A 14932-nucleotide genomic window follows, 5' to 3' on the forward strand; every position below is an offset into this window, starting at 1 on the left:
AAAAAGGTAGATTTCCTCAGAATAAACTGAGAAAATCTACCTCTATTGGCCCGGAAGGGACTTTTTCAGTGCCCTCCCCTTATGGATACCCTTTTTTACGTGAAAATAAACTATATTTGCATAATTATTGAAGCGCTTTCATATCATTTGGATATAATGCCTTTTAATTTTTCCGCCTGCCCGGTCAAAGTCTCTAAAGATTCATGATACTCTCTTTCTAATTGTTTGATGATGCCGGCAGCGGTATCTATTTTTTTTATTGCCCCTACACCATGACCTGCCGACCAAATATCCCGCCACGCTTTAGACTCAGATGACTTGGACATGCTGTCAAAATCGACCTTATCTTTTTTTGCTAATTGATCTGGGTCCATGCCTTCCTTTCTTATGCTCGGTTTCAGCATATTACAATTAACGCCGGAAAATGCATCAGTCAAGATGATGTCATCATGATCAGAATCGACAAGCATTTCACGATATTCATCATTTGCCCTGCTCTCTTTTGCCACGATAAAACGTGTACCCATATAAGCAAGATCTGCTCCCGCAGCCTGAGCTGCCAAGATACTGTGACCAGTACTAATGGACCCGGCAAGCAAAATGATTCCGTCCCAGAATGTCCTTACGCTGTCAACGAAAGCAAAACTATTTATCTCACCCGCATGACCACCGGCTCCAGAAGCAACTAAGATCAATCCGTCCACACCTGACTCAGCTGCTTTTTTTGCAAATTCCACACTGCTTACATCTGAAAAGACCAAACCACCATAACTATGTACGACATCCACTACGTGTTTTGGTGAACCTAATGATGTAATGATGACGGGAGGCTGATGCTTTTTGACCAGTTCCAGCTCTTCTTCAAGACGGCTATATGTACGGTGGACAACCATATTCATTGCCCATGGAGCAATCTTGCTGTCTGGTTTTTTAGCCCTTGCAGCAATCAGTGTGTCGTTTATGTCACCCATCCATTGATCCAGTACCTCTATCGGCCGCGCATTTGGCGCTGGAAATGAGCCAATCACCCCATTTAAACAGCATTCTTTCACTAACTCAGGACCAGATATTAAAAACATGGGTGCTGAGATAACTGGTAAAGATAATTGATTCCACCAATGTTCAGGCAAACTTCTTCTCATCTATGAAACCTCCCATTTTTAATACATTACCAAAATATAACACTACTAGATTATCTTACTTCTAAAATACACAATTTTCAAGAAATTAATTCAGAGCTAATTTTCATATCGTTCAGGCCATTTCAATAAAAAACACCCCGTAAATGTTAGTTTGTGTCTAACATTTACGGGGCAGTTCAAAAACGTCCCATATACCGTTTCGATTAGTTTAAAGCACCCATTTACGAATGGCTTTGGCCACACCGTCTTCTTCATTTGTTGCTGTAACCCAATCTGCTTTTTCTTTCACAATTTCTTGGGCATTACCCATTGCAACTCCCACTTTTGCTTCAGAAATCATGGCAAGGTCATTAAGGCTGTCTCCTACCGCCATAACATTATTCATAGTAATATCGAGCAATGAACAAACAAGCTCTATAGCTTTCGCTTTATTGACGCCCATGGCATTCACTTCAATATTCGTTGGACTTGAATTGCTTATTTCAAAGTTTCCTTTTGATATCAGTTCATCCATGATGATTTGGCGGGTGGCTTCATCATTTGTATCAAAACCGAATTTAAGCCATTGCGAATCATGGATTTTTTCAGGCATTTCAGCCCTATAAATATTATCGCAACTTATTGCCCAAAAATGTGTGCCATGTTTTTGGCTTAATTCCCACATCCATTGTATGGACTCACTATCAACGGTATTCCTTTCCACCAGTTTTCCTTGATTATCGTAAATTTCACTTCCGTTTACCGTTATGAGGTATGAGCGGAGTTCCATTGACTTTGCGAAATCACTGCATGTCGCATAGGATCTTCCTGTGCTCAATACAACAAAAACCCCTTGATTTTCAGCTTCTTTAATCGCTCTCCGGTTTTCTTCAGAAATCGCTCCTGCGATATTCAGAAGCGTGCCATCCATGTCAAGTGCAACTAATTTAATATCTGGTTTCTTCATTCTCATTCACCCTTTCTTAATCCTTCTTTATGTATCTAAGTCCATGATAGCTTATTTTGCTTACGTAAGGAAAGAACGTGAAGAATTGAACAGAGATTCCTTTGAAGGAAGGTTGTGATTTCTCCATTTTCAAATTGAGATATCAAACCTTGATGTTTTTGGATTTGAAAAAGGTCACAAAAATTTTTGTGACCTTTTTCATCAGGTTCCACTGATACTAATCAATCATATATATCCTAATCCGACACTTTATATTTTACCAGTCAATCACCTGCTACTCCCTTTCCTTTTCTTTTTCCATTTCATTCGATTCCTTTTCAATCTGACCTTCCCATTTTGGGACACCATCATTTTCATCAAATTCTATAATGACATCCGTTACACCTCTTTCCTTGAATATCTCATCAAACAGCCGGTCTTTAATGTCATCAGCCTGGGCAATTGAAATATTGGGATCAAGTTCCACTTCAAGTTCTACATGAAAGTCTTCCCCTTCTTTTAATACTGCCAGTTTCTGTATATCTCTTACATCTGGGTCATCCATTACCAAAGTTCCAATCTTTTGACGCATTTCTATATCCGCTTCCCCAAGAGCACCCGCAGCATTGTCAAGGAACACCCTTCCAACTACATAGAACATACCGAGACCAATCATGACAGAAGCGACACCTTCCGCTTGAATGAAGGGCGTGAAGTTTGCCAATAAAATGGCAATTATCGCAAGCACCCCACCCCCAGTTGCCACCATATCTTCCATGAATACTAATTTCGTAGCTGGTTTTGCCCGTTTTAAACCATTAAAACTCTTAAAGATGACGGCTGCTCCTTTTGCTTCAATTCCGGTCTCATGCAACACTTCTTTCATAGCTTTAAATAAAACATATGATTCCAACACAACCGCTAAGGAAAGGATGGACAAATTAATAATGATTCCAGTTGATTCTACAGGGTGGAATATGTGATGAAACCCTTCTTTAATCGTTTCATAAGACATGATCCCTACAACCAATACCGCACCTAATAATACGAGGTTTACTAAACGCCCAAAGCCATCGGGGAATCTATCAGTTGGTGACTTTTTACTTAGTGCTGAACCAATGAAGACGAAAAACTGATTCGCAGCATCACCCAAAGTATGTAATGTTTCAGCAAACATAGCTACATTCCCTGTCATGAAATAAGCAATCCCCTTAAGTACAGCGACGATACTATTCACACAGGCAGCAATGAACGCCGATTTATTACCCTGTTTTAATAACTGAAATAACTCTTTCAAATAAATGCCCCCCATCTTTTCAATTATCTTAATGTATTATCCCCAACACTGGAATATATGAAACCACAAAAGGGAAAAACCCCGAACGATACGAATGGAGAATGATCTGGCATCACTTTGGTGTTTACATGTTGTACCTACCACACACGAATATATTCCAGAACACAAAAACCTATTTGAAACTGATAATGCAATGAGATATGCATACAAAAAAGGGAGTCAGCAGCGGCTTACTCCCTTTTTTGTATAACTTCATGCATTTTAAGCGTCCATCCCCTTTTTCACTAACTTTGATGGATTATTTACTTTATATCGTATTTCTTTATTGTATTTTTTATCGACCACTTTTCCATCAAATTCGATTTCGTCCCCTTCTTCGAGCTCAGCTTTTTTTAATGTCTTGCTATATCCACACCATGCATCACCGATTGTAAGTTCGGGTTCCGTTGTCACTTTGACATTCTCCAAGAGTATGACTTCATCTTCTTCACCAGTGAAATGGTTCATTTTCGCCGTGAACTCCTTGACGGTTGCAGTGAAATGAACTTTTTCTCCAGGTAACTCCAATTTAGGTTTTGCTGTCGTCCTTTTACTTTTGGTTTTTGCCTTTTTTGGTTCTTCACTTAGCTGATCGGAAGTTTCCGTTATTGGAGCATCTATCACCTGTTCCTTTTCACTTGGTACTGCGGATGTTTCGGAAACCGGTCCACTCAACAACTCTTTTCCGAAACTGGAACTTTGCATTTCCTTTAAATAGGAAGGGTGAATGCAACTAAGCTTACCATTTTCAAATTCAACGACTACCGTGTCAAGACCGTTGCCATATTGTTCATACCCTGCTAATTTGACTTTTCCTTGAAAGCTACCGCTTTTATATAATAGTTCCCTTTTTACCGAACGGGCAGTGAATAATTTCCATTCCAATCCTTTAGCGATATAGTCTGTATCATCTAAAAAAGGGATATACTCTCCTTTTGGTGCGATATAATGAATCAAATCTTCAGCTGGAGTTTCAGCCACAGTAACCACTCCTAATCTTTTCTATAGATTATATTCTAGCAAAGGATTTCAAAGTTGCAAATGAATGAGTATCATAATCACCGTCTGCACTGAAAATCAGCCAGAAATGAAGTGATAGAAAACCGTTTATATCCAAATTTCCAACAAGTTTTTCTTCGGTATAATTACCATCCTTTTGGACCTAGCGAAAAAGGCTGCTCACTAAGAGCAGCCCTTTAATAAGAATAATCCATCTTTATGGCATATGGTTCGCCAAAAGTGGCTCAGATCAATTCTTTCCTTTCACCCTTCTTTTACCTCATCCATTGGCAAATGGGCTGCGTTGTACTTCATTTCTCCAGAACTATAATTTTTTCTCATTTTAAACATGAGGAGAAAACCAATTGCCCACCAGCCTGCAAAAATCAGCCATTCATAAGGCCAAATTAAAGCCGCTGGCATACCTGGTAAGTATAAGGCAATAAATCCTATGCTAAGAATCAACGCGATCCAGCCCACAATATTTGATTTTCCAGCACGGAAAGGTCTTACCATCTCAGGAGCATTTTTTCTCAATTGAACAAATGCGATAGCTACGAATAAATATGCCAATACAATAGCCAGTCCGCCAGCATCCACCAACCAAACTAACATAGGTCTCCCTAATAATGGACTAATCATGGATAAAGCACCTATAAACAAAACAGCATTAGTAGGCGTATTTGTTTTCGGATGTAATTTACCAAACCAAGCTGGAATCATCTTTTTTTCCGCCATTGAATAGAGAACTCGGCTGCCGCCAATGATAAATGCATTCCAGCTCGTCAAAATACCTGCAACACCACCTATAATCAAGATGGTTGCAAAAATGCTCGATCCATAGACTTTGGCCATTGCATCTGCCGTTGGTAAAACGGAAATTGCTAATATACTTTTATCTAAAGATACTCCTACCGCGTATATAATGGCAATATACCAGATAACGGCAAGACTTACTGAAAATATAAGAATTTTCCCAATTAACTTCGGCTCAACATTCATTTCTTCAGCTGTTTGAGGTATTACATCAAAACCCACAAACATGAATGGAGTCATGATCAGTACAGTTATGATTCCTACTGTGCCATCCAAAAATAGTGGTTTCGCATCTCCCAAATCACTAGTGAATCCAGCTCCAAAGATTAACATTAAACCAATGAGACCTATTACGATGGTTAAAACCATTTGGAGAATGGCTGCCGATTTCACACCAAAATAATTAATCAGTGTAACTAATATGGAACCTATTACCCCAACAAGCACCCATGTTAAATACACATCATATCCAGTAATAGAATACATGAGTCCTACCTTATAATTTGGAAATACATATTCAATGACAGTTGGCAAAGCAACCGCTTCAAAAGCAACCACAGATATATAACCTAATGCGAGGGCCCATGATGCTACAAATGCAGCTTTAGGACCGACGCCCCTTAATACATAAGATAGGGCACCTCCAGCAGCGGGCATGGCTGAAGCTAATTCTGCATAGGTCAGTCCTACAAAAGTGACCAATACTCCACCTATTAAAAATGCTATCATCGCTCCAAGTGTACCTGCTGATTCAATCCAAGTACCTGATAATACTACCCAACCCCAACCAATCATGGCCCCGAATGCCAAAAATAATATATCTACCTTAGAAAGAACTTTATTTAGACTTTTAGTTTCTTTAATGGTGATCCATCCCTTTCTTGAAAGACTGCAGAACAAAACAAAAACTTGAGAACCTTTATCAAAGAAGTAATAAAAAAACATTTGGTCGATATGTATAGAACTTATGGACATTTCACATGAAATTGCTGACTTTAAAGAATAATTGGTTATGTATCTGATTCCACCAAATTCATCTATACCTGACTCTCTTTCTCAATAAACATCCCCTCTTACTAAAAATTTGTAATCATATTTATAGTAGCAATATCCATGCCAAAAAATGTTTATTAGTTTATAAGGATTTGGATTGTTCATATCCATAGATTCGATTCATTACTGAATCGAAAAGAAAAAAAACGAATCATTTATTAATTATTCTTACTTTTTAATTCACAAACGAATCACATATTTTTTCCTAAAAAAATTAAAAATTTCTAATAATTAATGATATCTAGAAAAAAAGAAGCCTACACTCAAAGTTTAGAGAATGTAGGCATTTTCCACTTAATTTATAATGATATTTTCATAATTGGTGATTACAGCTCTTTTCGTATTTAACGATATAATTATAGATTATGTATTAAAAAATAATAGAAATAGAAGAACCTTATTATTAAAAGTAATTAGATAAGGGCATTTGTGTTTCGAATTAAGTACCATATAAGTATTTTCCAGTACTCATCCGGAACGTGTAAACGTTCGGTCGTTACACCAATCACAAGTTCAAAAAAACTTATTGCAGGTAAATGTATATATGAAAAAAATAAAAACATAATCAAACACTATTGAATTATGACAAATCTGGGAAATGGATGCTGAATGTGGTTAAATTTTCATTAGAGACACAATTCATATACCCATCATTCCTTTCAATGATCTTTTTACATACATATAATCCAATTCCCGTTCCTAACTCTTTTGTTGTGACAAAGGGCTCAAAAATTGATTCGATCAATTCACTGGCAATGGCCGGTCCATTATTGGAAATTCGAATTATTTTCTCATTCGCCTCAATTAAAGAGTCTATCTTCAAAATTCTAGGGTGTTCCTTATCCTTTAATGCATCAATGGAATTTATAAAAAGATTCAAGAACACTTGTTTCAACCCATCCTTGTTCGCTGTCATGACTAAGTTTGGATAAATATCTAATTCCACATTTACGCTGGCATCCACAATATTCGCGTATGTCAGTTCTTGTATTTCTTCAATTAACTTTAACACGGAAATTTCTTCTCGTTGTTCCTCATTAAAATCAGATTTAGAGGTGTGCAGGAATTGGGTTATCCTGAAATTCAACTGATTTAATTCATAATCAATGATATCCAAATACTTTAAGCCTGGATTCTCCCTCTTCAATAATTTATTGAACCCCATGATAGCTGTAAGCGGGTTTCGGAACTCATGTACAAAGCTTGATGATATCTGTCCCAGTACCGCTAATTTATCTTTATGGTTTTCACTGATATAAGACTTTTTTTCCTCAATCACTTCATTTGTAAGATTCGTATATCTCGTTACGGCATGATAGCTGAACGTATCAAAGTGCAAATTGATTTCATTAATGAATTTCTGCATATAATAAATGGGGATATTGGCACCAAAAACATTCCTGATTATGATATTTCGCCCTAAATTAATATTATATAGAAAGTCCCCGATGTTGATATTGGCTTCAAGGCGTTCTTTCGCAACCTGGTAAGCTAATTTAATCAACACATCTTCAAACAATGCCTCCTTAAACGTTTGGATGACCAGCGAGTACATGCCATATCCATTTTCTTTAATTCTTTCTTTGTAGGGGTCTATTTCATCGATTTTAATGGTCTTGTTCCATTCATTTAAAAACAAAGATTCATTTTCTTCCAGATATTGAATCAATACATTTTTATACTTCATATGTTCAAATGACAATTCCATACTTTTGACCACCACATCCCCTTGCGGAATTTTAGATACTATATCAATAACATCATTCTATATGAGATTTTGATTTTCTGCACTTCATAAATTATTGTTTTTGAGGTTGAAATGTAACTTGTTTTGGTAGTGCTTGCAATAACAAAGAACCACAAATCAGGCGGGAGCAGGAAATGGCAATAAAAGGGAACCACTTTATTCCCGCTTTTTATAATCCTATGAAACTCTTACTTTTGAAAGGCAATTCCGTACTTTCCCATTTTTCTATAAAGTGTATTTCGGCCGATGTCAAGTTGTTTTGCGGCGGTACTAATATTTCCATTTGTTCTTTCCAACGCTTTTCTAATAAGTTGGGTTTCATGTTCTTGAAAGTTTCTTGGTTCCCGATCGGCATCTGCCCTTTTTTCCAGTGTAGTTGAAACAGGGCAAAGTGCCCTGAGCGTGCCCCTTGTAATCGGACCATTATCAGCTAGGAATACAGCCTGGCCGAGCACGTTTTGTAATTCGCGGAAATTTCCTGGCCAAGAATATTCCAAAATGAATGATTTAGCATCGTCCGTTAGTTCGGTATTTTCATTCTTATAAGGTATTTCAGCTAAAATGTATTCTGCTAACAGTAATAAATCTTTACGACTCCTTAAATTTGGAAGTTTTAATGATAATCCACACAGTCGGAAAAACAGATCGGCACGGAATTCTCCCGCTTCCATTTCTTTTTGTAAGTCTTTGTTGGTGGCGGCAATGATCCTTACATCGATTGGAATGGAAGCATGTCCGCCGACACGCGTCACACATCGTTCCTGAAGCACGCGAAGCAGAGTCGCTTGAGCTGAAAGCGGCATGTCCCCGATTTCATCCAAAAACAGGGTTCCGCCATCAGCAGCTTCGAATTTCCCCTTATGTCCGCCGCTTTTTGCGCCAGTATAGGCACCCTTTTCATACCCGAATAACTCACTTTCCAATAAGTTTTCGGGTATTGCGCTGCAGTTGATCGCGATGAACGGTTTATCACTTCTTAAGCTAGCCCCATGAATGGATTGAGCGAACAGCTCTTTTCCCGTTCCACTTTCTCCAGTAATTAGTATGCTGATATCAAGCATTGCAGCTCTTTTAGCAATGGATATGGTTTGATTCATTTGTGGATCATTACTGATCATATCGGTAAATTGATATCGATTAGTTAAACCATTATTCAATTTTTGTTTTTTTAACCGTAGGATCACGGAGGATTGATGTTCCATGTTTTCACCAAGGGTTTGAACTGCGAATTCCTGGTCTTTTATTGAAATCCTTTTTCCTAAAACAAGTGGGTCTAATCCTGATATTATATTCGATATCGGTTTTTTCAATGTGCCAATAATATTTGACGCCGCAATATTGAGATTTGTAACTTTGCCCTCTTTATCGATGGTAATTAGAGGATCAGGGTATTGATCATATATAAAATAAAGGTTTTTCTCCCTTTTCTGAGTATGGGACAATTGGAGTGCCTGTTTGATACTATCAGCCACCCTCTGAACTAAACTAATGGAAAAAGGATGATAATTCTGTTGATGACTGCTTAAGTTCAAAACACCTAGTAGATGCCCATCAGGGTGATAAATGGGGGAAGCGGCACAAGTAAGGAAATGGTTATCCTGATGAAAGTGTTGATTGCCGTGAATCAATACAGGTTTTTTCTCTACTATGGCCGTTCCGATTGCATTTGTCCCTTTTGTTTCCTCTAGCCAATTGGCCCCTTTTCTGAGGGAAACGTTATCTGCATGCCGTATGAAGGCTGGATCGCCAACTGTTTCGATGATATATCCTTCAGGAGCAGCAAGTAATAAAATCGACTCCAGGCCATTGATCGAACTATAGACTTCTTCTAAAAGGGGGGAAGAGTGGTACAAGAGTTCTGCGTATTGATCGTGATATTCAGCCAACTCAAATTCGCCAAGCATATCTTCCTTATCCATCATGCTTGGCTGAAGACCTTTTGAATGGCACCGCTTCCAAGATTCTTGAATAAATGCCGGAATGGTTTCTTTACCTGCGTTAATATTAACAGACATTGAATAAGTCCTCCCATATGTAAAATTCAATAAACGGCAACGGTTATTTTGATTCAATTTTTCATTAAGGTCACTATAAGCACTCTTCAGTTTCAGAGCATTAAAGGTTCATCCATATAATTTAATCATAACAGAAAATTCAGATATTAACCAAAACGAAAACTGAGTTATGCCAAATATTATACTTTTTTGTTCCATTTTGGAACACATAACTGTTCCATATTGGAACAGTTATATACCTTCCTTCGCTCCACTTCAATTGATTTCATTGTTTTTTTGTTATTGGCATATGACTTGCATAATTACATGACAAGAAATTGATTCCTTTTTGATAAGGAGGGAAATAATTCCAAAAATAAGAGCCTTAGATTCCAATGACTAAAGAAATTCATGCATGCCACAGACTAGCCAAAGATAAATTGAAGACATAAACATTTTACTTAGACAACGCCATTTCCGAACAGATTTACATGATCAAACTTTACTTTGAAAAGGGGTATTATACATGGAACAAACTATTAAACTTAATCCGCGAGTGCAAGAATTCTTGAAGGGCACTAAAAAGCTTTTGATTAATGGGGAATTGGTGGAAGCTGCTTCAGGAAAAACCTTTGAGACCCTCGATCCTTCAAACGGCAAGGTTTTAGCGGTCGTGAGTGAAGCAGGTCCGGAAGATGTAGATAAAGCAGTCAAAGCAGCCCGTAAGGCTTTCGACAACGGTCCTTGGAAAAAAATGAGTGCAGCGGAACGCAGTCGCCTCATTTATAAATTAGCTGATCTTATGGAGGATCATAAAGAGGCATTGGCACAATTAGATACCCTGGATAATGGTAAGCCAATTGGCGAAACCACAAATGCAGACGTCCCACTTGCAATCGAACACTTCCGTTATTACGCTGGATGGACCACTAAAATAGTAGGTCAAACAATACCTGTTGCAGGGAATTACTTTAATTATACCCGTCATGAAGCAGTTGGAGTGGTAGGACAGATCATCCCTTGGAATTTCCCTCTACTTATGGCAGCATGGAAATTAGGTGCAGCCCTCGCAACCGGATGTACGATCGTTTTAAAACCAGCGGAGCAAACGCCGCTTTCAGCATTATATTTAGGGCAATTGGCGCTTGAAGCAGGTTTTCCTCCTGGCGTACTTAATGTGATACCTGGATTTGGTGAAACAGCAGGATCACCGCTTGTAGACCATCCTGATGTCGATAAAATTGCGTTTACAGGTTCAACCTCAGTAGGGAAAATGATCATGCGCCAAGCATCGGGTACCGTGAAAAAAATCTCGTTGGAATTAGGCGGGAAATCACCTAATATCATATTACCGGATGCAGATATGAGTAAAGCCATTCCTGGTGCTTTAATGGGCATCATGTTTAATCAAGGACAAGTTTGCTGTGCCGGTTCCCGCCTGTACATTCAGAAGAAATCCTATGATAACGTAGTAGCTGACTTAGTGTCCCACGCAAAAAATATTAAACAAGGGGCCGGTCTTGATCCATCTACCCAGATAGGGCCTTTGGTATCCAGTGAACAATTGGAAAGAGTGGGCAGTTATATCGAAAAAGGGAAATCTGAAGGAGCTGAAGTGGTTACAGGGGGCAATTACGGACAAGGAGAGGGTTATTTTGTAGCACCTACAATATTTGCTGGTGTTGAAGATGAAATGACAATCGCTAAAGAAGAAATTTTCGGTCCTGTTGTAGCTGCCATGCCTTTTGACGATTTGGACGATGTGATAAACCGTGCAAATAACTCTGAATATGGATTGGCTGCTGGTTTATGGACACAAGATGTAAAAAAAGCCCATTATGTGGCCAATGAATTAAAAGCAGGTACAGTATGGGTAAACTGCTATAATGCCTTTGATGCAGCATCTCCATTTGGCGGTTATAAACAAAGTGGAATCGGTCGGGAAATGGGCAGTTATGCATTGGATAATTATACGGAAGTTAAAAGTGTATGGATTAACTTAAACTAATAAATACGCACTTTATCAAACAGGGATCGATTGGCCCAGATAGATATAGTGATCGGAATGCAGCTGGAATTTTTAAGATTAATCATATTCTTTTCATGCATTAAGATATCATCGTTTCCTTAAATAGTTGCAAAAGGGTGTACCAAAGTCAGTACTTTGGTACACCCTTTCCTTGTTTTGGTAACTTATATCAATTCGGGCTTAGACAAAAAGATGAGACCTTTCATTTGCGAAAGGTCTCTTGGTCCCCATTATCCATTACGTTCAATTTGCATTTTATCGCTGTTTGCTTTCTCTTTTTCTATCTTTTGCTGTCTTGAAGTTCCAGCAACCAGGATTCCAATCACGACAATTGCTTCAAATCCATATTTGATGAAGGGATTGACAAAGTAGTCGTGCATGAACGGTTCAGCTACAATCATTTTAGAAGCTGTCCAGCCTAGAATTCCAGCACCAATTATTATGATGAATGGGAACCGTTCAATCAGTTTCAAGATCAAAGTACTTCCATACATCACTACTGGAATGGATACAAGTAAACCGATTACCACTAAAGTGAAATTACCATGAGAAGCTCCTGCAACCGCTAGGACATTATCCAATCCCATCAAAGCATCTGCAATAATAATGGTTTTTATGGCAGCCCACATGGAGTCTGCAGGCTTCAAATCGTGTTCTTCTTCATCGATAAGGAGCTTATAAGCGATCCATACCAGAAGTAATCCCCCTATTAAATGCAGTCCAGGCACCTTTAAGATTACGACAACCAGCAGCGTTGCAATGATCCTTATCACGATTGCCCCGACCGCTCCCCATATTATCACCTTTTTTTGCTGATCTTTTGGAAGCTTTCTTGCAGCCAATCCAATAAGGATCGCATTATCACCAGCAAGAACCAAATCTATCATAATGATCGCTAAAAGTCCTGAAATAAATTCACCTGATAAAAAATCCAATACATTTTCCTCCTTTATACAAAAATAAAGAGACCTCTGCCATAAATGGCAAAGGTCTCGCTAAGCACTAAATGAATTAGGCCAATAAAGCCGGTGGAATTCCCACGTAATGACGACTTTATTTCAGGTTATCCCTGACGCTACTCCCCTTCACGGGAATAAAGAATATGTAATTCTTTTGATATCTTTCCATTAGGAAACTACCAAGAAAATTTATCACTAATCAATTATACCAAAAATACAAATAAAATAAAGTAAAAAATAACGGAATGTTAGTGCACATTCATTGTGGAAAACATATGTTCATTTCACTTTTCTGATCTTTCAAGTGCAAACATTCACCGCTGACGGGCTATAATATAAGAGATTGGAAGGTTATTCATGAACTTTACCTAACCAACAACCGATAATTTCAGTCCATCATCCCTTCCAAATATCGACATAATTCGTTTCCTAGGTTCGTGATATCGCTCAAATCCTTCCCCCATAGATATTGATTACTTAAGGTAGCCTCTATCAATTGTCTAAGTGGGATTTCCCCCTTATCATACCGAAGCCATTGTTCCTTGAAAAATTCAATTGTCTTTATATCATCTTTAACGACGTAGACTTTACCCGCAAAGCTTTTACCAATATAACTCCCCTTCACTTCGTGAACCTTATAAAATCGGATCAAGCCTGAAAAACCTCGTACGATACAGTCAGGCAGCCTGCCACGCGCCTTATGATATTCCTCTAAGGCAGGCAGGAGACGGACCTTGAACTTCGAAATGCTATTCAGCGAAATATCGGCCAGGAGATGATGTACAAAAGGATTCTTAAATCGCTCAAGAACACTTTCCCCATATAACATCATCTCACTTTGATCAAAAGGTAATGATGGAATTATTTCCTTTTCGATGGCATTGCTCAGAAATTGGTTGAATTCCGGATGATCGAATGCCTGTTTTACTTCTTCCATTCCAGATAAAATGCCTAAAGGAGCCATCAAGGTATGAGAACCATTAAGAATCCGTACCTTCCGCATTTGATAAGGTGTTAAATCTTTTACCCAACGTACATTTAAGCCTGCTTGTTGTAAAGGAAGACGTTGTTCAATACAAGGGTCACCTTCAATAGCCCATAAATGGTAGGGTTCTGCCGTATTTAGCAGAGTATCCTTATATCCCCATTCCGTAAATAGTTTTTCCGACTCACTGGCTGGGAAACCTGTAACGATACGGTCTACAAGCGAGTTTAGGAATAGGTTGTCCCGGTCCACCCACTTCATGAATGGCTTTGGTAAATCCCAATCCCTGCAATGCTTAAGAACGCATTGCTTCAATGAATCACCATTTCTCTCTAAAAGCTCGCAAGGCAGCATGATCAGTCCTTTTTTCGCATCTCCGTTGAAATGCAGATAACGATGATACAAAAAAGCAGTCAGTTTTCCTGGAAAGGATTCAATTGGTTTTCCTTCTTCCAAAGGAATCAGCTGGTATTTGAGCCCTGCTTCAGTCGTGTTGGAAACTACAAATTCCAATTCAGGATTTTCCGATAACGCTAAAAATTCCACCCAATCTTCATATGGATCAATTACCTTCGAAAAAACGGAAATGATCTCTGAATGTTCCATTTTCTCCCCTTGGTGAAAACCACGTAACATTAATGTATACAGGCCATCTTGCCGCTTCATTTCCTCTATTTTCCCTTTTCCGGCACGGCGAGGCTGGGTAACTGCAATACTTCCCATGAAATGACCTTGTTTATTACATTCATGAATCATCCAATCAAAGAAGCCTCGAAGAAAATTCCCCTCCCCAATCTGCAATACTTTTATGGGAAAATCCATCATATGTGAATATTTGACACCTTTTGTAGCTTTACTCAGATTCTTTAGCTGACATTTATTTATGTTCATGATCAAAGAACACCTTTCTTATTGAAATATCCAATTCGGAGTGCGATTTAAGAGGT

The 14932-nt window shown here is 38.4% G+C and carries 10 protein-coding genes; 1 reads left to right on the top strand and 9 read right to left on the bottom strand.

Features of this window, described 5'->3' with window-relative positions:
• Positions 1-143 precede the first annotated feature (143 nt).
• The 7 genes from SB775_RS17560 to SB775_RS17590 form a co-directional block, all read right to left on the bottom strand.
• Positions 144-1142 carry an NAD(P)H-dependent flavin oxidoreductase gene (locus SB775_RS17560; protein WP_089363404.1) on the bottom strand — a complete coding sequence of 333 codons (999 nt, stop codon included), beginning with the start codon at positions 1140-1142 and terminating at the stop codon, positions 144-146.
• Between the two features lie 208 nt (positions 1143-1350).
• Positions 1351-2094, bottom strand: coding sequence for a Cof-type HAD-IIB family hydrolase (locus SB775_RS17565; protein WP_410862491.1), 744 nt, complete (start codon positions 2092-2094; stop codon positions 1351-1353).
• A 268-nt stretch (positions 2095-2362) separates the two neighbouring features.
• Positions 2363-3364 carry a cation diffusion facilitator family transporter gene (locus tag SB775_RS17570; protein ID WP_410862492.1) on the bottom strand — a complete coding sequence of 334 codons (1002 nt, stop codon included), beginning with the start codon at positions 3362-3364 and terminating at the stop codon, positions 2363-2365.
• 261 nt (positions 3365-3625) lie between these two features.
• Positions 3626-4384 (bottom strand): hypothetical protein, encoded by a 759-nt coding sequence (locus SB775_RS17575; RefSeq protein ID WP_155727324.1) that lies wholly within the window; start codon positions 4382-4384, stop codon positions 3626-3628.
• Positions 4385-4666: 282 nt separating this feature from the next.
• The gene (locus SB775_RS17580) at positions 4667-6088 is read right to left on the bottom strand and encodes an APC family permease (protein ID WP_410862564.1); all 1422 of its coding nucleotides are present in this window, start codon (positions 6086-6088) and stop codon (positions 4667-4669) included.
• A gap of 763 nt (positions 6089-6851) precedes the next feature.
• Positions 6852-7979, bottom strand: coding sequence for a histidine kinase N-terminal domain-containing protein (locus SB775_RS17585; RefSeq protein ID WP_089363399.1), 1128 nt, complete (start codon positions 7977-7979; stop codon positions 6852-6854).
• A 227-nt stretch (positions 7980-8206) separates the two neighbouring features.
• Positions 8207-10033 (bottom strand): sigma-54-dependent Fis family transcriptional regulator, encoded by a 1827-nt coding sequence (locus SB775_RS17590; protein WP_410862494.1) that lies wholly within the window; start codon positions 10031-10033, stop codon positions 8207-8209.
• Positions 10034-10538: 505 nt separating this feature from the next.
• On the opposite strand from SB775_RS17590, the gene SB775_RS17595 reads away from it, so the two are divergent.
• Positions 10539-12020 (top strand): aldehyde dehydrogenase family protein, encoded by a 1482-nt coding sequence (locus tag SB775_RS17595; RefSeq protein WP_089363397.1) that lies wholly within the window; start codon positions 10539-10541, stop codon positions 12018-12020.
• A gap of 251 nt (positions 12021-12271) precedes the next feature.
• Here SB775_RS17595 and SB775_RS17600 read toward each other — a convergent pair whose 3' ends face one another.
• On the bottom strand, positions 12272-12976 hold the full coding sequence (locus SB775_RS17600) for a TerC family protein (protein WP_061463437.1): 705 nt from the start codon (positions 12974-12976) through the stop codon (positions 12272-12274).
• 412 nt (positions 12977-13388) lie between these two features.
• Complete coding sequence (locus SB775_RS17605) at positions 13389-14876, bottom strand: tagaturonate reductase (RefSeq protein ID WP_410862496.1); 1488 nt, start codon at positions 14874-14876, stop codon at positions 13389-13391.
• Positions 14877-14932: the final 56 nt, after the last annotated feature.

The organism is Peribacillus sp. SIMBA_075, assembly GCF_046534585.1.